We start from the raw sequence: 16,476 nt of genomic DNA, 5'->3' as shown, positions 1-16,476 counted from the left end.
AGTCGGGAAGCGGGGAATTACGTCGAGGAGGGAAATTGCCGGCCCATCGATCGGGCGTATGGCAGCGGCTGATGAAGCCGGAAAGGGTCGCCGGGCTGGCCGGCGATGGCGGCCCGGCAGGCCGCCGGGCCGAATCTCGCGTCGGGTGCCGACGCCGTCGGCGCGCCGGTGCGCTGTTCGCGCACCGTGCCGCGCCAGCGGCAATCAGTCCCAGTCGCGGTGGTGATGATGCTTGCGGTGACGGTAGTAACCGCCGCCGTGATCGCGCTCGTACGAGCTGCGCGACATGTTGCCGCCGAGTGCCGCGCCGGCGCCGCCGCCGACCGCTGCGCCCAGCAGGCCGCCCGTGCGGCCGCCCATCGCGTTGCCTGCCGCGGTGCCTGCGCCGCCGCCGAGTGCGCCGCCGATGATCGCGCCGGTGCGCTCGCGACGATTCGACGTCACCGCGCCACCCGCGCCGCCGCCGATGGCGCCGCCGATGACCGAGCCCGTGCTGCCGCCGAGCGCACCGCCGACTGCTGCGCCGGCTACCCCGCCGAGCGCGCCGCCAAGCGCATTGTTCATGTCACCGGCCAGGGCCGGCAGCGCAGTCGCGCCGGTCAGCGCGGCGACGACGAGAGCGGGGGCGATTTTCTTCCACATTCCCGTATTCTTCCTTGTTCGCAATCTGGTTATCGAGGGTCCGCTCGGTACGGCGATCTGAATCGATCGACGTCGGTTCAGGCATTGTGCCGAACCCCGGACCAATTCATTTCATTGAGCTTGCGGTGAAGAATAGCACCGGTCCCACACCGTTGCCGTGGACATTCTGGTAACAAGTTGTTTACGAATAACAGACGTCGAACGGTGGCCCCGGGATTCCCGGAAACCCGCGCCGGCATTGGCTTCGGCAGAAATCCGGCGGTGCGGAACGGCAGGCCGGCGACACGTGGCGTCGCACGTTTGAGACACACGTGGCAACACATCGGGCACGCGCCGTGAGCGCGCGCCGAAACGCCAGTCGGGAAGAGTCGAGAGGGTCAGTACACGCCGGGCAGCAGCCGCCAGGTCCGCGCGCAATACGCGTCGTATTCGGCCCCGAATTGGGAGCGCAGCAGCGCCTCTTCGGAACGGATGCGCGCGACGAGCGGCACCATCATCAGCACGACCAGCAGCACGCCGACACTGGAGCGGAACGCCAGCGCCCAGCCGACCGAATTGACGAGCAGGCCGAGATAGCTCGGATTGCGGATGCGGCGGTAGATGCCGCCGGTCACGAGCGTATGGCCCGGCTGGATCGCGACCAGCCCGCTGAAGCGCTTGCCGAGCACGAACACGGGCCAGATGCGCAGCGCACCGCCCGCGATGTACAGCACGACGCCGAACCATCGCACCGCATCGCCGCCGAAGGTCCAGAAACCGAGCCGGTCGGTCAGCGCGGGCAGGTACGCGAGCAGGAACCCGCTCACCGCGAACGCCGCGAGCACCCAGCGGTTGTCGCGGTTCTCGCGCTCGCCGGCGCTCAGGTTGCCTTCGGTGAACATCGCGACGGCGGCCATCACGAACGTCGCGACGACCACCACGGTCAGCGGCGGATGCGAGAAGAACGCGGCGAACCCGCCGCTGCCGAGCACGGCGAGCCCGAGATAGACGAGCGTGGATACGCCCGACACGACTGCGACCTTGCGGGTGACTGACATGGCTGCCTCGCCGGGATGCGCTTTCCTGTGAAGTATAGGAACCGCGCGCACGCCGCGCAGCGCGCCGTCGTCATGCGGCGCGCGAACCCGCGCGACTCGTCCGGCGCAAGGCGGCGGCCCGGGCCACGCCCGGTGCCGGATCAGCGGATGCGGAAGTTGCCGCCGATCCCGACGCTGACGGGCGGCGCGTAATACGCCGGCGCGTAACCGTAGTAGGCCGGCGCGTAGCCGTACGGCGGCGCGACATAGCAGCCGGACAGGCCGCCGATCAGGGCAAGCGTGATGAGAAGTCTGGACATGGCTCGATTCCCGGCGCGTAAGACGAATGGCACCTCGCGAAGACCCCGCCGCCGCGATGTGCGACGGCCGGCACGAAGAGGCGATCCGCCCTTCCTGTCGCTCGATGTAGCAATGCGCCGAGTCTAGCGCCGGGCTTGCCGGGCCGAGTTTCGCGGGCGGTTACACGTGTTACCTCGCGTGACCGCCGAAACAAGCGATGACGACGCCGCGGCAAGCCGGTTCCCATCCGTCGTGCCGCGTGCCGTCGATCCGTTACACGAAGCGCGCGCGAATGCGCTGTGCGATCGCTTCGAGCGTCGCCGCGTCGGCGATGTCGCGTGCATGCATCCGCAGCTCGGCGCCTTCCCAGCGCGGGATCACGTGGAAGTGCACGTGCGGGACCGTCTGGCCGGCCGCCGCGCCGTTGAACTGGCCGATGAACACGCCGTCCGGCTCGAGCGCCGCGCGCACTGCCGCCGCGACGCGCTGCGTCATGCGGATGCCGGCCGCGGCCGCGTCGCCGGACAGATCGAAGATCTGCGCGGCCGGCTCCTTCGGGATCACGAGCACGTGACCGTCGGCCTGCGGCATCAGATCCATGATCGCGAGGGTCGCGTCGTCTTCCGCGACTTTCACGCACGGCAGTTCGCCGCGCAGGATTTTCGCGAACGGGTTGTTGTTGTCGTAGGACATGGCGTTTTCCGATAACGGTTGGATTGGGTGAGCGTTCGATGCCGGACGATTATCGGCCGACGGCGGCCGTCATTTCAACTTGTCGGGCCGTGTCGTCATCGCGGCGAACCATCGCTGCCGGCACGCATGCGACGACGCAACCGGATGGAATAAGCGGCCGTCGCCATCCGTTTATTTCGAGCGTGGGTGCGCGCGGCACGATCGCGAACCCGCGCCGGACACCCGTCGGCTGCGCTGGCCGGCAGCCGGGATGACTGCTCGCGCTCATCAACCGGAGTCATGCCATGGACCCTCTCCCCACCTGTCGTTCCCCCGCCACGCCCGTCTTCGCACGCACTTCCCGCGCGATCGCGCGCACGCTATGCCGCGCGCTTTGCGGCGCCGGGCTGGCCGCGTTGTCGTCGACCTTCGCATGGGCCGGCAGCAGCGACATCATCCTGCCACCAGCGTCGGTCACTGCATCGACCGTGCCCGCCAACGGCGATCTCAACCCGTACGGCATCGCGTTCGTACCGCCCGGCGTGCCGTCCTGGAGCACGCTGAAACCCGGCGACGTCGTCGTGTCAAACTTCAACGCGGCGTCGAACGCGCAAGGCACCGGCACGACGATCGTGAAGCTGTCGCCCGGCAATACGCCGGCGACGTTCTTCCAGGGCCACAATCTCGGCCTGACGACCGCGCTCGCGGTGCTGCGCAGCGGCTTCGTGCTGGTCGGCAACGTGCCGGCGCCGGACGGCAAGACCGTGGTCGCGCCGGGCTCGCTGCTCGTCATCGGTCCGCAAGGCAATCTCGTCACGCAACTGGTCAGCGCCACGCTGCTCGACGGGCCATGGGACATGACCGTGATCGATCGCGGCCCGCGCGTGACCGCGTTCGTGTCGAACGTGCTGAACGGGACGGTCGCGCGGATCGACCTGACGATCGACACCAACGGCGTCACGATGCTGCCGAGTTCGCGCATCATCGCGTCGGGCTACGTGAACCGGACCGATCCCAATGCACTCGTCGTCGGCCCGACCGGCCTCGCGTACGACCCGAACATCGACGTCCTGTATGTCGCTTCCACCGGCGACAACGCGGTGTTCGCGATCCAGAACGCCGCGTCGACGAACCGCAACGGCGGCGTCGGACGGATGATCTACTTCGACACGAAGCACCTGCACGGCCCGCTCGCGCTGGCACTCGCGTCGAACGGCCATCTCGTGACCGCGAACGGCGACGCGGTCAACGCCGACCCGCTGCATCCGAGCGAGATCGTCGAATTCACGGTGGACGGGCGCTTCGTCGCGCAGATGCAGGTCGATACCGCGCCGGGGTCGGCCTTCGGCCTGGCATTCGGGCGAGGCAGCAAAGGCCAGCCGCAATTCGCGGCCGTCGACGACAACACGAATACCGCGACAGTCTGGACCCTGCGTCCGGACAACGACAACAACGCGCAATGACGCGCCACGGGAACGGGCCGCTTGCGGCCCGTTCGACCATGGCGATCGACACGTACGATTCGCACATGCCGGGCACTATGCGTCCGAGCGGCACCACCCGGCGCCGCATGCACCCGCGATTGCCAGCGCTCGCCGGAACCTGCGACACTGCCGGTTCATGGCCCGCCTGCAGACAACCGAGGACGCTCGCGCATGACGACACCCATCAAGACGTTGATCCTGCGCGGCGCGGCCGTCGTGCTGCTCGCCGCGGTCGGCTATGCCGGTTACATGCTGTCGCGGCTCGCGCCGATCGCCACCGGCTACGCCGCGAAGGCATTGTGTTCGGGCGTGTTCGTATCGGGCCGCCCGGCCGCCTCCGTGATCGACATCGACATCATGGCCGGCGTGCATCCGCTGCTGAAACTGGTGCGTCCGTCGCTCGATCCCGACCATCACCGCACCACGGCGACCTTCGCCGGCTTCGCCGAGCGCGAAGCCGACTTCCGGCCCGGGCTCGGCTGCACGCTCGCGCTCGGGCCGTCGCCCGGCGCGTTGCCAGCCACCTTACCGGCCGCGTTGCCGACTCTCCCCGATCCGCCGCCCGCGCAACCGGCACCGGCTGTGCCGCCCACCGGCATCGACGCGCACAAGCTGCAGACCGCGCTCGACCGCGCGTTCGACGAGCCCGATCCGGCACGGCCGCGACGCACGCGCGCGGTCGTCGTGATGTGGCGCGGCCAAGTGATCGCCGAACGCTACGCACCCGGCTTCACGGCCGACACGCCGCTGCCCGGCTGGTCGATGACGAAGACCGTGACGGCCGCGCTGGTCGGCACGCTCGTCGCGCAGCACAAGCTGTCGCCCGATGCATCGGCGCTGTTGCCGGAATGGCGCGGCAGCGGCGACCCGCGCGCGGCCATCACGCTCGACGAGCTGCTGCGGATGACGAGCGGCCTGCAATTCAACGAGGACTACGACGACCCGCTGTCCGACGTCGCCGTGATGCTGTTCACGCAACCCGATACCGCGCGGTTCGCATCGGCGAAGCCGCTCGCCGCGACACCCGGCACGCGGTGGTACTACTCGAGCGGCACGAGCGCGATCGTCGCGCGCGTGATGCGCGAGGCGCTGGGCGGCAGCGAGGACGACTACCTCGCGTTTCCGCGCCGCGCGCTGTTCGCGCCGCTCGACATGCGCAGCGCGGTGTTCGAGCCCGACGCGTCCGGCACGCTCGTCAGCCCGTCGTACATGTATGCGAGCGCGCGCGACTGGGCGCGCTTCGGGCAGTTTCTGCTGCAGGACGGTGTGTGGAACGGGCAGCGGCGGCTGCCGGCGGGCTGGGTGCACTACCTGACGCGTGCGACGCCGCTATCGACGCGCCAGGAATTCGGCGCGCAGCTGTGGGTCAAGGTACCGGAGCCGTTCAACGATCGCGATCCGCATGCGGCCGCGATGCCGGCCGACGCGTTTCATGCGGTCGGCCATGAAGGCCAGTTCGTCAGCGTGGTGCCGAGCCGCCAGCTGGTGGTCGTGCGGCTCGGGCTGTCGCGGCCGGAATCCGCGTGGAATCACGAGGCGTTTCTCGCGCGCGTGCTCGACGCCGTGCCGGCGCCCGGCGCGTGACGGCCGCGACGCGGCGGCGGCCATCGCGCCGCCGCGTCGCGCATTACCTGCGATGCATCACGGATTCGCGCTGCCCGCGTAGGTCTTGAAGCCTTCGCGCGTCGCAAGGCGTTCGATATAGCGCGACACCGCCGGGAAATCCGGATGCTCGAACGGCGTGCCGAACCAGCGGTTCGCCGACAGGCCGATCGGAATGTCCGCGAGCGTGAAGCTGTCGCCGGCCACGAACGCACCGGTCGATTCGAGATGCGCGTTCAGCACGCGCATGTGCTTCGTCCAGCCCGCGATCGACTGCGCGATCGTCGCCGGATCCTGATGATCGGGCGATTTCCGCACGAGGCCGAGGAACGCGCCGATCCACGAACGGTTCAGGTCCGCGCCCTGCCAGTCGATCCATTGATCGACCCGTGCGCGCGCCCGCGGCTCGGCCGGATAGAGCGCGTCGTCGCCATAGCGGTTCGCGAGGTAGCGGATGATCGTGTTCGATTCCCAGAGCACGAAATCGTCGTCCTTGATGACGGGCACGAGCGCGTTCGGATTCAGCGCGAGATAGGCCGGATCGTTGGTCGTACGAAAGCCCGCGCCCCAGTCTTCCTGTTCGAACGGCAGGTTCAGCTCGGTGCACAGCCACAGCACCTTGCGAACGTTGATGGACGGGATCTTGCCGAGGATGTGCAGCATGCAGTCTCCTTGTGAGGTCGGATGCGGAGCGTCCGGGACGTACGAAACGTCCCGGACGCGTTCACGTCGAATTTATCAGGTTTGCTCCGAGAACCCTCGTGCTTTTCCCCAAAGGGACTTCCTTCGGGGCGCCGGGCGGGGAGTGAAAGGAGTGCGGCCGCACTGCCGCTTCTCCCAAGGCTTGAGGCAAACGCAAGCCTATGACATGTTCAAGGCATGGACATCAAGCGCGCCTACCGATTCCGGTTCTACCCGACGCCCGAGCAAGAAGCGATTCTTGCCCGGACGTTTGGGTGCGCGCGCTTTATGTATAACCACATGCTGAGAATGCGCACCGACGCATGGCAGCAGCGTCAGGTGCGTGTTGGTTATCACGAGACTTCCGCCGCGCTCACCGCGCTGAAGAAAACCCCCGAGCACGCGTGGCTGAACGAGGTCAGTTCGGTTCCGCTCCAGCAGGCGCTGCGCCATTTGCAGACAGCATTCGCGAACTTCTTCGCCAAGCGGGCGAAGTATCCAAACTTCCGGCGCAAAGACGGCGCGCAGTCGGCCACGTACACGGCAAGCGCCTTCAGGTGGGACGGCACTTCGCTGAAGCTGGCGAAGATGGATACGCCGCTCGCGATCCGCTGGTCGCGTACGATTCCCAAAGGCGCGAAAGTGACGACCGTCACAGTGTCGAGAGACGCTGTCGACCGATACCACGTGTCCATGCTTTGCGACGACGTGGTCTCCGCAAAATCTGAATCGACAAACAAGATCGGCATCGACTTCGGGTTGACAGATTTTGTCGTTCTTTCGACGGGCGAGAAGGTCGCTGCACTGAACGAGTTTCGCAAGAACGAAGCCAGGCTCGCCAAGTTGCAACGGCGGTTGGCGAAGAAACAAATAGGCTCGGCCAATCGCAGGAAGGCCAGGCTCAAAATCGCCCGCATGCATGCTCGGATAACGGACCGCCGCAGGGATTTCCTGCACAAGCTTTCGACCCGGCTGATCAACGAAAACCAAGTGATCGCCATCGAAAGCCTTGCCGTCAGCCACATGCTGAAGAATCGAAGACTCGCGAAATCGATCAGCGATGCAGGCTGGTCGGAATTCGTGCGGCAACTGACGTACAAAGCCAAATGGTACGGCCGCGTACTGATCGGCATCGATCGCTGGTATCCGTCCAGCAAGCGATGTTCCGGCTGCGGGCATATCGTAGCCGAGCTGCCGTTGAAGGTGCGCGCGTGGGTTTGCCCCGAATGCGGGACGCCCCACGACCGCGACATCAACGCAGCGCGTAACGTTTTGGCCGCCGGGCTGGCGGCGTCAGCCCATGGAGAAAGCGTAAGTCCCATGTCTCTTTGAGGCGATGTCGGGTTGCATTCAGTGAAGTGGGAATCTCCTTCTCTCAGGGGGAGAGCAGTCAAACACGACCCTGCGGCAAACGACAGGCCGGGTGCGCAAAATCGCCATGCGGCCGATGCGTCAGGTCGCGCAGTGCATGCTCGGCCGTCGGGAACCGGAACATGAATCCGTCCTGATGCAGCCGCGCGGGCATCACGCGTTGCCCGTCCAGCAGCAGCTCGGCCATCTCGCCCATCGCGACGCGCAGCGGCGCGGCCGGCACGTGCAGCCATGCGGGACGGCGCAGCACCTTCGTCACGACCTGCACGAACTCGCGCTGGGTCAATGCGCCGGGCGCCACCGCGTTGTACACGCCGTGCATGACCGGGTTCGACATCGCGCGCGCGATGATCCGCAGCACGTCGTCCCGGTGAATCCAGCTCATCACCTGCGCGCCGTCGCCGAATCGTCCGCCCATCCCGAAGTAATGCGGCAGCAGCATCGGGCGCAACGCGCCGCCGGGGCCGAACACGACACCCAGCCGCAGCACCACCGAGCGCACCCCATGGCGCTCGAGCGGCTGCGCGGACCGTTCCCACTGCCGGCACAGCTCGGACATGAAGCCGGTGCCGGCGCTGCTGCCCTCGTCGAGCCGTTCGTCGGCCGGACGCACGCCGTAATAGCCGATCGCGGAGGCCTGGATCCACGTGCGCGGCTTGACGTCGGCGGTCTCGACCCAGCGCATCAGCGACTGCGTGACGCCGACGCGGCTGGCGAGCAGCAGTGCGCGACGGCGCTTGCTCCAACGCGCGCCCAGCACCGGCGCACCCGCAAGATTGATCACCGTGTCGAAACGCTCGTGCGGCTGCAACTGTTCGACGGACGTCACGCTACGCACGCGGCCGTGAAACTGGTAAGCCACGCGCAGCGGATCGCGCGCCAGCAGCGTGACCACATGCCCCGCATCGAGCAGCTGGTTCACGAGGGTTTCGCCGATGAAGCCCGTGCCGCCGGTGACGAGCACGCTACCGGGCGGCTGCCCCGCGAACGGATTGGCGGCCGGAACGCGTCGCGCGATACGGCAGGCGGCCATCCCGTCGCGGAGACCCGACACCGTCACGCCGACGGCAAACAGGCTGAGCAGCCAGCCGCGCCAGCCGAGGTCGATCGCATGCAGCCCGGTCGGTTCGTGCGCCCAGACGGCCCACTGCATCGCGAGCATCCCGAACAGCGCACCACCGTTGACGGCCAGCAGCGTGTGCAGCACGCGCTCGGTCGCCGGCAGCTTGCGGCTTTGGTCCTCGACGACGAAGTCCCACAACGTCAGCACCACTTCGACGAGGACCACCGCCGCGATGGCCGCGACCCATGCGCCGTGAAAGGCGACGTTCGCGATCGACGCGAACACGAGACCGTAGAGCACGGAACGCACCGCATGAATCGCCAGTTCGAGCCGCGCGCGCGGACTGTGCGGCAGGTCCTGCGTGAGTTCGTGGTGATAGAGCGTATCGAATGCGCCCATCGCGCCCTGCACGATCAGCAGGTTGAGCGCCCAATTGAAGGCAGGCAAGGTGTTCATACGGTATCCCTCTTCCACAGCCAGACAAGCGGCGGAACCATCGCGACGAGTGCGGCCGCGTCGATCGCCACGTGGCCCCATACACGGGCCTGAAATGAAAACAGCAGGTCCTGCGGCGCCCAGATCAACAGGCCGGCCAGCAGCCATCCCCACACTTCGCGCATGCGCAGCCGGTTGCCGAGATGAACGAGCGCCAGCATCCAGACCGACGCGCACTGCACCGTCGCGCCGATCAGCGACATCCACCAGATCTGCTGGGCGCGCGCCGGTTCGGGCGCCGCGCCGGCCCAGAAATGCAGTTCGACGGCGCGGTGATACGCGTCGACGAACGACGCGCCGGCGATCCACGGAACGGCCACGCCGACGAACAGATGCACGATCGCCGCGCCGTACATCCAGCTCACGACGATGCGGCGCGCGTTGTCGTGCGCGGAGCGATCCGCCGCCGTGCTTTCGGCGGCCGTGCCGATGCCGCACGCCTGCCCGTCGCAATGCGCTTCGGCGTGATAGCCAAGCCAGCGCGAAACGGCATGCCGGTTGCGTGCGACGCATCGATACAGCGGCGCCAGCGCGTCGCGCATGGCCGGCACGCGCAACGGCCACACGAGCCAGCTGCGCCCGACCAGCGCATAGGCGGCGAAGACGCTGTCCACGCCGGTCAGCATGCGTCCGTCAGGCAGCCGCGCATGCAGTTCGCGGTTCAGCGCGCGCAGGTCGGCCCCCAGCGGGGCGGGATCGAAACCCGGCTCGGCGATATCGACGAAAGCCAGCTGGTGTCGCGTATTCCAGGCCTCGAGACGCCGCATTTCCGCGACGCATAACGGACACCGCCCGTCGAAGTACAGCACCAGTTCACTTGTGTTCATGATTTGCACTCCTTCTTTTTATCTCAAGCATCATGAATCGATCGGTCGACTGCTTTCGGATGTACCGCATGCCACTCCCGCGCGGCGCCGCCGCCCCTACATCGGCTTGAGCACCATCAGGAAGTAGACGGACAGCATCGCGAAAAACGCCGGATAACCGAGCAGTTCCCAACGCTTCGCATAGCGCCAGTACCGCTCCGGCAACGCGGCGGCGCCGTTCGCATGCGCGAGCTTCGCCATCGCCGCGAGTTCGATCTGCAGCCACACGACCGGCAGCCAGCACGCGCCGGCGATCGCATACAGCACGATCGACGCGACGAGCCACGGCGTATGCCACGGCCAGCCGGCCGTGTGCGCGAGCCACAGCCCGGATGCCGGCTGGAAGATCACGGCCGGCGTCGTGAACCACCAGTCCGCGCGCACCACGAGCCGCGACACGGCCGCGATCGCGGGCACCGACCGCGTGCGGTTCGCGAAGAACAGGTAGAACGCGGTGCCGAACCCCGTGCCGACCAGCAGCACCGAGGACAGGATATGCAGCGCCTTGATGACGAGATAGGTATTCATGCGTGTTCTTCTTCTGAAAACAGGATCAACAGGATCGCGAGAATCGGCGCGTTCTTGAGCACGGGGCCGAACGGTTCGGCCAGCAGGCCGGGCATCGTGACCGCGATGACGGCCGAGTACGCGACGATCAGCGCGGCTTGCGCGACCCACAGGCGACGCGACGGCGCGACGACGGTCGCGATGCCGAATGCGAAGTCCAGCGCGCTCGCCGCGTAGAGCGCGATCAGCGCAGGCAGCCCCGTCAGGTGCGCGGGAGCGAGCAGCGCGAGGCTCGCGTCAAGCGGATGGATGAACGCGCTGGCGATGGCCGTCCAGATCCAGACGATCGCGAGTGCGCCCAGCAGCAACGGGCGCCGCCACATCGCGAGCGCATCGCTGCGCAGCCGGGCGGCGTCCGCGCCGATGAAGCCGTCGATGCCGCGCGGCGGCCGGCCGAGCACGGCCGTGGCGGCCGCCGGATCGCCGGTGTTCCCGCCGCGCAGCATCGTCCACGTGTCGCGCGTGAATATCGCGCCCGGCAGCGCGCCGAGCAGCACGGCCGCCGCGCCGGCCAGCGGGCCCGGCAGCGTCACGCCGGCAGCCGGCGGAAACCCCAGCGCGGTGCGATAGCGCGCCAGCATCCCGCGGTATTCGACTTCGTCGCTGCCAACCACGTCGATCACCGGGCTGCCGGCCGCCGGCGAATCGACGAGCCGCGCGACCAGTTCGGCGAGATCGTCGATGTGCACGGGGCGCAGCCGCTGATGACCGCCCGCCGGCAAGACATGCACGGGCAGGCTCGCGAGCATCCGGAAAAACCGCGCCGACGTGCCGGACGCACCGTAGACGAGCGCGGGACGCACGATCCGCGAATCGATCGGCAGCGTCTGCAGGAAACGATCGGCCGCGTACTTGCTTGCGAAGTAGCGCGTATCGCCGCGCTCGACGCCGAGTGCCGAAATCTGGATCACGCGCCGTACGCGCGCACGGCAGCACGCGGTGAAGAGCGCGCACGGCGCGGCGCGATGCACGGCGTCGAGCGTCGCGCCGCGTTGATCGGCAAGGATGCCGACCGCGTTGATCACCACGTCGACGCCATCCAGCCGCGCGCGCCACGATTCGGGATCGACGTCCTTCGCGAAGTCGATCGCGACGTCGCGCGGGCCGGCCGCATGACGCACGCCGCGCAGCACGCGATGGCCGCCGGCTTCGAGCTGCGTGCACACCGCCCGCCCGATGAAGCCGTTCGCACCGCACACGAGGACGGTCATGCTGCGTTCCCCGGTGCGGCCGCGCTGGCCGGTCGACGGCAGGACTGCGTTCATTTTCATCCTCTCTTTACAGTTATTTCTGTAACGACAGAAATAACAACCCCAAAAAAAGCGGGCTGCCTGCCCGCATTCCCTGTCGCGCTTACTTCGACGACTTGCGCCTGACCGTCTGGCTGATCTTCGCGCCGATGCCGAGCGCCTTCATCAGCGTATCGGGCTTGAGCCGCAGCATCTCGTCCGACCAGGTCGTGAGCGTCTCGACGAACTGCAGCGTGTCGCGGATGCGCTGTTCGGTCTCGCGGCTCTCGTTGGCGATCTCGGGGCTCGTCAGGCAATCGCGCAGCACCGTGAGCGTCGGTTCGATCTCGCGCTGCCGCCGCCCTTCGACGATCAGCTTGAACAGTTCCCAGATGTCGGTCGACGTCTCGAAATGGTCGCGGCGGTCGCCCAGCACATGCACGACTTTCGCGAGCCGCCACGCCTGCAGCTCCTTCAGGCTCGTGCTGACGTTGGAGCGCGCGACGTTGAGCGTCTCGGCGATCTCGTCGGCCGCGATCGGCCGGCCGGCCAGATAGAGCAGCGCGTGAATCTGCGAGACGGTTCGGTTGACGCCCCACCGCGAGCCCATTTCGCCCCAGTGGAGAATGAATCGTTCGGCAATCGGTGTGAGTTCCATGTCCAGAAATTTAGTTATTTCAGTTATTTCTGTCAAGAGAGAAATAACCGGACGATCCGGCAGGTTCCGCCCGTGCCCGCCCGCGATCGGCCGCTTCCTTTACAATGCGCGGGAATTTTCCGATTTCAGGCTGTTTCTGCCTTTCTGACAAGAGGGTCTCCATGATCATCAAACCGCGCGTGCGTGGCTTCATCTGCGTGACGACTCACCCCGTCGGCTGCGAAGCCAACGTCAAGGAACAGATCGACTACGTGACTTCGCACGGCCCGATCGCCAACGGCCCGAAAAAGGTGCTCGTGATCGGCGCGTCGACCGGCTACGGCCTCGCCGCCCGGATCTCGGCCGCCTTCGGCTCGGGCGCGGACACGCTCGGCGTGTTCTTCGAGCGCGCCGGCAGCGAATCGAAGCCCGGCACGGCCGGCTGGTACAACAGCGCCGCGTTCGAGAAATTCGCGGCGGAAAAGGGGCTCTATGCGCGCAGCATCAACGGCGACGCATTCTCCGACAAGGTCAAGCAGGTCACGATCGACACCATCAAGCAGGATCTCGGCAAGGTCGATCTCGTCGTCTACAGCCTCGCGGCACCGCGCCGCACGCATCCGAAGACGGGCGAAACCATCAGCTCGACGCTCAAGCCGATCGGCAAGGCGGTGACGTTCCGCGGCCTCGACACCGACAAGGAAGTGATTCGCGACGTCGCGCTCGAACCGGCGACGCAGGAAGAGATCGACGGCACCGTCGCCGTGATGGGCGGCGAGGACTGGCAGATGTGGATCGACGCGCTGGCTGAAGCCGGCGTGCTGGCCGACGGTGCGAAGACGACCGCGTTCACGTATCTCGGCGAGCAGATCACGCACGACATCTACTGGAACGGCTCGATCGGCGAAGCGAAGAAGGATCTCGACAAGAAGGTGCTGTCGATCCGCGACAAGCTGGCCGCGCACGGCGGCGATGCCCGCGTGTCGGTGCTGAAGGCCGTCGTCACGCAGGCAAGCTCGGCGATCCCGATGATGCCGCTCTACCTGTCGCTGCTGTTCAAGGTGATGAAGGAAACCGGCACGCACGAAGGCTGCATCGAGCAGGTGTACGGGCTCCTCAAGGACAGCCTGTACGGCGCGACGCCGCACGTCGACGAAGAAGGCCGCCTGCGCGCGGACTACAAGGAACTCGATCCGCAGGTGCAGGGGAAGGTCGTCGCGCAGTGGGATCACGTGACGAACGAGAACCTGTACGAGCTGACCGACTTCGCCGGCTACAAGACCGACTTCCTGCGGCTGTTCGGTTTCGAGATCGCCGGCGTCGACTACGACGCGGACGTGAACCCGGACGTGAAGATCCCGGGCATCATCGACACGACGGTCTGACGGCCTGAGGACCGGACCCGCCGCGCGCGAGCGCGGGCGGCGGGCCGTGCCGCCCGGCGGCGTCAGCGCGGCGCCGGCGCTTCCAGATAGACACCCGCCGACAGCGTGGCCTTCACTTGCCGCGTGAACTCGTCGGTGGACACTTCCTCCGCCCCCGCTTCGATCGCTTCATAGGCCTGGCGCACGACGTCGGCCGGCGTTGCCTTCGGCACGTCGAGGCCGCGCGTCAGATCGGTGTCGATGAAACCGGCATGCAGCCCGACGACCTGCGTGTGCTGTTCGCGCAGAGAATGGCGCAAGCCGTTGGTCAGCGCCCACGCGGCCGATTTCGACACGCCGTAACCCGACAGGATCGGCCGGTTCACCCAGCTCGCGACGGACAGGATGTTCAGGATCGCGCCGCCGCCATGGCCGGCGAGGGTTCCTGCAAACGCCCGCGACATCGCCAGCATCCCGAACACATTGGTTTCCAGGTGATCGCGCAACGCGTCGAGCGCACCGTCGTCCGTCAGGCTGCCGAGCCGCGCGATGCCGGCGTTGTTGATCAGCAGCGTGACGTCGCGCGCCGCGTCGGCAGCCGCGGCGACGGCCGCCGGATCGGTCACGTCGAGCTTCACGGGCACGACGCCCGGCAGCGTCACGGTGGCCGGGTCACGCGCGGCCGCATAAACCTTCCGCGCGCCTCTTTCGAGCGCCTGCTTCGCGAACTCGAGCCCGAGCCCGCGGTTCGCGCCCGTCACGAAAACGACTGCACCTTCGATCTTCATGATCCTTCCTTTCGCATGATGAATCGCATGCGCGCCGGCTCGCCGCGCGCGTGAAATCCGGTGAAAAAACAGGCTGCCATTGCATGGCGTATCGAACCGTTGCGCCCCGGGTGAGCCGTCCGCTGCCCGCCTCCCCGCGGCGCCAAAGACGCCGACCGATCTCCATCCGTGCTCCGGCAGTCGCTTCGCACCGCCCGCCAAGTCGGCTACACTGGATATCAATGTCGATCACCATTGTCTTTGCGGTGCATTGTGTTCGCGCAGTTCGACCATGTCAATGGTGATCGACATTGTGTTTTTCAATCGACGCGATCAGCAAAATCAGGGAGGGATCGATGGGCGTGTCAAGACAGCAGGCTGCCGAGAACCGGAGCGCGATCGTCGCGGCCGCCGAGCGGCTGTTCCGCGTGCGCGGCGTCGACGCCGTGGGGTTGACGGAGCTGATGAAGGAAGCCGGCTTCACGCAGGGCGGCTTCTACAACCACTTCAAGTCGAAAGACGCGCTGGTCGCCGCGGTGATGGAAAAAGCGATGCAGGACCGCGCGGATTCGCCGAACGCCGGCAGTGTCGCTGCGCAGGTGGCGTCCTATCTGTCGGTCTCGCATCGCGACAACGTCGAGGCCGGGTGCCCGCTGTCGGGCTTCGCGGGCGACGCGCCTCGACTGACCGATGCGGCGCGCGCGTGTTATGCGCACGGCGTCGCCGCGTATCTCGACCGGCTGGAGCGGATGGTGGCCACGGACGGCGCGACGTCGGCGCAGACGCGTCGCGATGCGCTCGCGGTCTTCAGCCAGATGGTCGGCGCGCTGGTGTTGTCGCGCGCGATCGCCGGCACCGATCCCGCGCTGGCCGACGAGATCCTCGACGCGGGACGGGATACGCTGACCGGCACACGCGCCGATCCGGTCGCGCCGGCGTAACGGTGCGCGCGGTGGCGCGCCACCGTTGCCGCGCTACTCGACCGCCCGCGCGGCCTCCCACAGCGGCTGCCCGCCCAGCGCCGCATGCCACGTGTCGAAACGCGTGCGCCACGCTTCGAACGGCTCGGTCAGCGGATGGCGCGGATCTTCGCTAAGCGAATACGCCATCCCTTCGATCAGCCAGCGCGGCTTGGTCACGACGGCCAGGTTGCCGAGCACTTCCGCCTGGCGGTGATGGATCAGTTCATGCGCGAGAAAGTAGGTCTGCCAGCCGCGCGGCGCGATGACCACGCCGAAATTCCCGAGCGTCAGCGCCGCGCGCGTGCCGAGGCCGAATGCGTCGGCGCACGCGCGCGTCGAGCAGAACACGACGTGCGGCGCGTCGCGGAACGCGCCGACGGCGGCCGCTGCGCGCGCATAACCGTCGCGATAGAGTTGCTGCGCGTCGCCGAGCTTCGCGGCATCGTCCGTGCAAATGTCGGCGCTCGGGCAGGACACGCCGGGGATCAGTGCGGGCGCGACGACGCGCAGCGGCTTGACGAGCGCATACGCGGCAATCGGCAGCGCGACGAGCAGCCCCGTGAGGGCGAAAGCGACGTGGGAGCGTTTCATCGAGGCGGCGGTTCCGTGGCGTTCGGTGGGAGTCTTCCTGCGAGAATATATCGGACCGGCGACGCGCCCGGCCCTGCTTTTCTTTCCGGCCGCCTGCTGGCGCTCATCGCGATCGGGGAGCCGTCCCGACGCTCGCCGGCATCGCGATCGTCACGGCCGGCATGGCC

Annotated in this window: 17 protein-coding genes; 5 read left to right on the top strand and 12 right to left on the bottom strand. The window is 67.4% G+C overall.

Annotated features, from left to right (window positions below):
* Nucleotides 1–204: 204 nt before the first annotated feature.
* The 4 genes from ACN22W_RS31355 to ACN22W_RS31340 all read right to left on the bottom strand — a co-directional run bounded on the left by ACN22W_RS31355 (nt 205) and on the right by ACN22W_RS31340 (nt 2,651).
* Complete coding sequence (locus ACN22W_RS31355; protein WP_343494678.1) at nt 205–642, bottom strand: hypothetical protein; 438 nt, start codon at nt 640–642, stop codon at nt 205–207.
* Between the two features lie 377 nt (nt 643–1,019).
* Nucleotides 1,020–1,679 (bottom strand): methyltransferase family protein, encoded by a 660-nt coding sequence (locus tag ACN22W_RS31350; RefSeq protein WP_419688379.1) that lies wholly within the window; start codon nt 1,677–1,679, stop codon nt 1,020–1,022.
* A 140-nt stretch (nt 1,680–1,819) separates the two neighbouring features.
* A complete protein-coding gene (locus ACN22W_RS31345) occupies nt 1,820–1,978 on the bottom strand; it encodes a hypothetical protein (RefSeq protein ID WP_164992061.1) in 159 nt (52 codons plus the stop codon).
* A gap of 253 nt (nt 1,979–2,231) precedes the next feature.
* Nucleotides 2,232–2,651: an HIT family protein gene (locus ACN22W_RS31340; RefSeq protein ID WP_343494676.1), complete on the bottom strand. Its 420-nt coding sequence runs from the start codon at nt 2,649–2,651 to the stop codon at nt 2,232–2,234.
* Between the two features lie 284 nt (nt 2,652–2,935).
* Here ACN22W_RS31340 and ACN22W_RS31335 point away from each other — a divergent pair, with 284 nt between their 5' ends.
* Together ACN22W_RS31335 and ACN22W_RS31330 are read left to right on the top strand one after the other, a co-directional pair.
* Nucleotides 2,936–4,093: a hypothetical protein gene (locus tag ACN22W_RS31335; RefSeq protein ID WP_193099665.1), complete on the top strand. Its 1,158-nt coding sequence runs from the start codon at nt 2,936–2,938 to the stop codon at nt 4,091–4,093.
* Between the two features lie 192 nt (nt 4,094–4,285).
* Nucleotides 4,286–5,698 carry a serine hydrolase domain-containing protein gene (locus ACN22W_RS31330; protein ID WP_419688378.1) on the top strand — a complete coding sequence of 471 codons (1,413 nt, stop codon included), beginning with the start codon at nt 4,286–4,288 and terminating at the stop codon, nt 5,696–5,698.
* 57 nt (nt 5,699–5,755) lie between these two features.
* On the opposite strand, the gene ACN22W_RS31325 is transcribed toward ACN22W_RS31330, so the two are convergent.
* Nucleotides 5,756–6,379, bottom strand: a complete 624-nt coding sequence (locus tag ACN22W_RS31325; RefSeq protein WP_419688377.1) for a glutathione S-transferase family protein — start codon at nt 6,377–6,379, stop codon at nt 5,756–5,758.
* A 216-nt stretch (nt 6,380–6,595) separates the two neighbouring features.
* Between ACN22W_RS31325 and ACN22W_RS31320 the strand changes: the two genes are divergently transcribed.
* Nucleotides 6,596–7,729 (top strand): RNA-guided endonuclease InsQ/TnpB family protein, encoded by a 1,134-nt coding sequence (locus tag ACN22W_RS31320; protein ID WP_419688376.1) that lies wholly within the window; start codon nt 6,596–6,598, stop codon nt 7,727–7,729.
* Nucleotides 7,730–7,787: 58 nt separating this feature from the next.
* On the opposite strand, the gene ACN22W_RS31315 is transcribed toward ACN22W_RS31320, so the two are convergent.
* The 5 genes from ACN22W_RS31315 to ACN22W_RS31295 all read right to left on the bottom strand — a co-directional run bounded on the left by ACN22W_RS31315 (nt 7,788) and on the right by ACN22W_RS31295 (nt 12,646).
* Nucleotides 7,788–9,287, bottom strand: a complete 1,500-nt coding sequence (locus ACN22W_RS31315; protein ID WP_419688375.1) for a TIGR01777 family oxidoreductase — start codon at nt 9,285–9,287, stop codon at nt 7,788–7,790.
* Nucleotides 9,284–10,153 (bottom strand): thiol-disulfide oxidoreductase DCC family protein, encoded by an 870-nt coding sequence (locus tag ACN22W_RS31310; RefSeq protein ID WP_419688374.1) that lies wholly within the window; start codon nt 10,151–10,153, stop codon nt 9,284–9,286. Before ACN22W_RS31310 ends, ACN22W_RS31315 begins: the two co-directional genes overlap by 4 nt.
* Nucleotides 10,154–10,249: 96 nt before the next feature.
* Entirely contained in the window at nt 10,250–10,720 is a 471-nt protein-coding gene (locus ACN22W_RS31305; RefSeq protein WP_419688373.1) for a DUF2269 family protein, read from the bottom strand.
* Nucleotides 10,717–12,024 (bottom strand): SDR family oxidoreductase, encoded by a 1,308-nt coding sequence (locus tag ACN22W_RS31300; protein ID WP_419688372.1) that lies wholly within the window; start codon nt 12,022–12,024, stop codon nt 10,717–10,719. The genes ACN22W_RS31305 and ACN22W_RS31300 overlap by 4 nt, the downstream gene beginning before the upstream one ends.
* An 88-nt stretch (nt 12,025–12,112) precedes the next feature.
* Nucleotides 12,113–12,646, bottom strand: a complete 534-nt coding sequence (locus ACN22W_RS31295; protein WP_048245976.1) for a GbsR/MarR family transcriptional regulator — start codon at nt 12,644–12,646, stop codon at nt 12,113–12,115.
* A gap of 161 nt (nt 12,647–12,807) precedes the next feature.
* Here ACN22W_RS31295 and fabV point away from each other — a divergent pair, with 161 nt between their 5' ends.
* Nucleotides 12,808–14,010, top strand: a complete 1,203-nt coding sequence (gene fabV / locus ACN22W_RS31290; protein WP_343494670.1) for an enoyl-ACP reductase FabV — start codon at nt 12,808–12,810, stop codon at nt 14,008–14,010.
* A 62-nt stretch (nt 14,011–14,072) separates the two neighbouring features.
* Here the strand turns inward: fabV and ACN22W_RS31285 are convergent, their stop codons facing one another.
* Nucleotides 14,073–14,777: an SDR family oxidoreductase gene (locus ACN22W_RS31285; RefSeq protein WP_419688371.1), complete on the bottom strand. Its 705-nt coding sequence runs from the start codon at nt 14,775–14,777 to the stop codon at nt 14,073–14,075.
* A gap of 335 nt (nt 14,778–15,112) precedes the next feature.
* Here ACN22W_RS31285 and ACN22W_RS31280 point away from each other — a divergent pair, with 335 nt between their 5' ends.
* Nucleotides 15,113–15,697 (top strand): TetR/AcrR family transcriptional regulator, encoded by a 585-nt coding sequence (locus ACN22W_RS31280; protein ID WP_419688370.1) that lies wholly within the window; start codon nt 15,113–15,115, stop codon nt 15,695–15,697.
* Between the two features lie 33 nt (nt 15,698–15,730).
* On the opposite strand, the gene ACN22W_RS31275 is transcribed toward ACN22W_RS31280, so the two are convergent.
* Entirely contained in the window at nt 15,731–16,309 is a 579-nt protein-coding gene (locus ACN22W_RS31275) for a hypothetical protein (RefSeq protein ID WP_419688369.1), read from the bottom strand.
* Between the last annotated feature and the right edge of the window lie 167 nt (nt 16,310–16,476).

Origin of the sequence: Burkholderia theae (genome assembly GCF_048565265.1) — a bacterium.
Taxonomy (GTDB): domain Bacteria; phylum Pseudomonadota; class Gammaproteobacteria; order Burkholderiales; family Burkholderiaceae; genus Burkholderia; species Burkholderia theae.
Note: the sequence above shows the minus strand (reverse complement) of the source record. Positions and strands in the feature narration are given on the sequence as shown.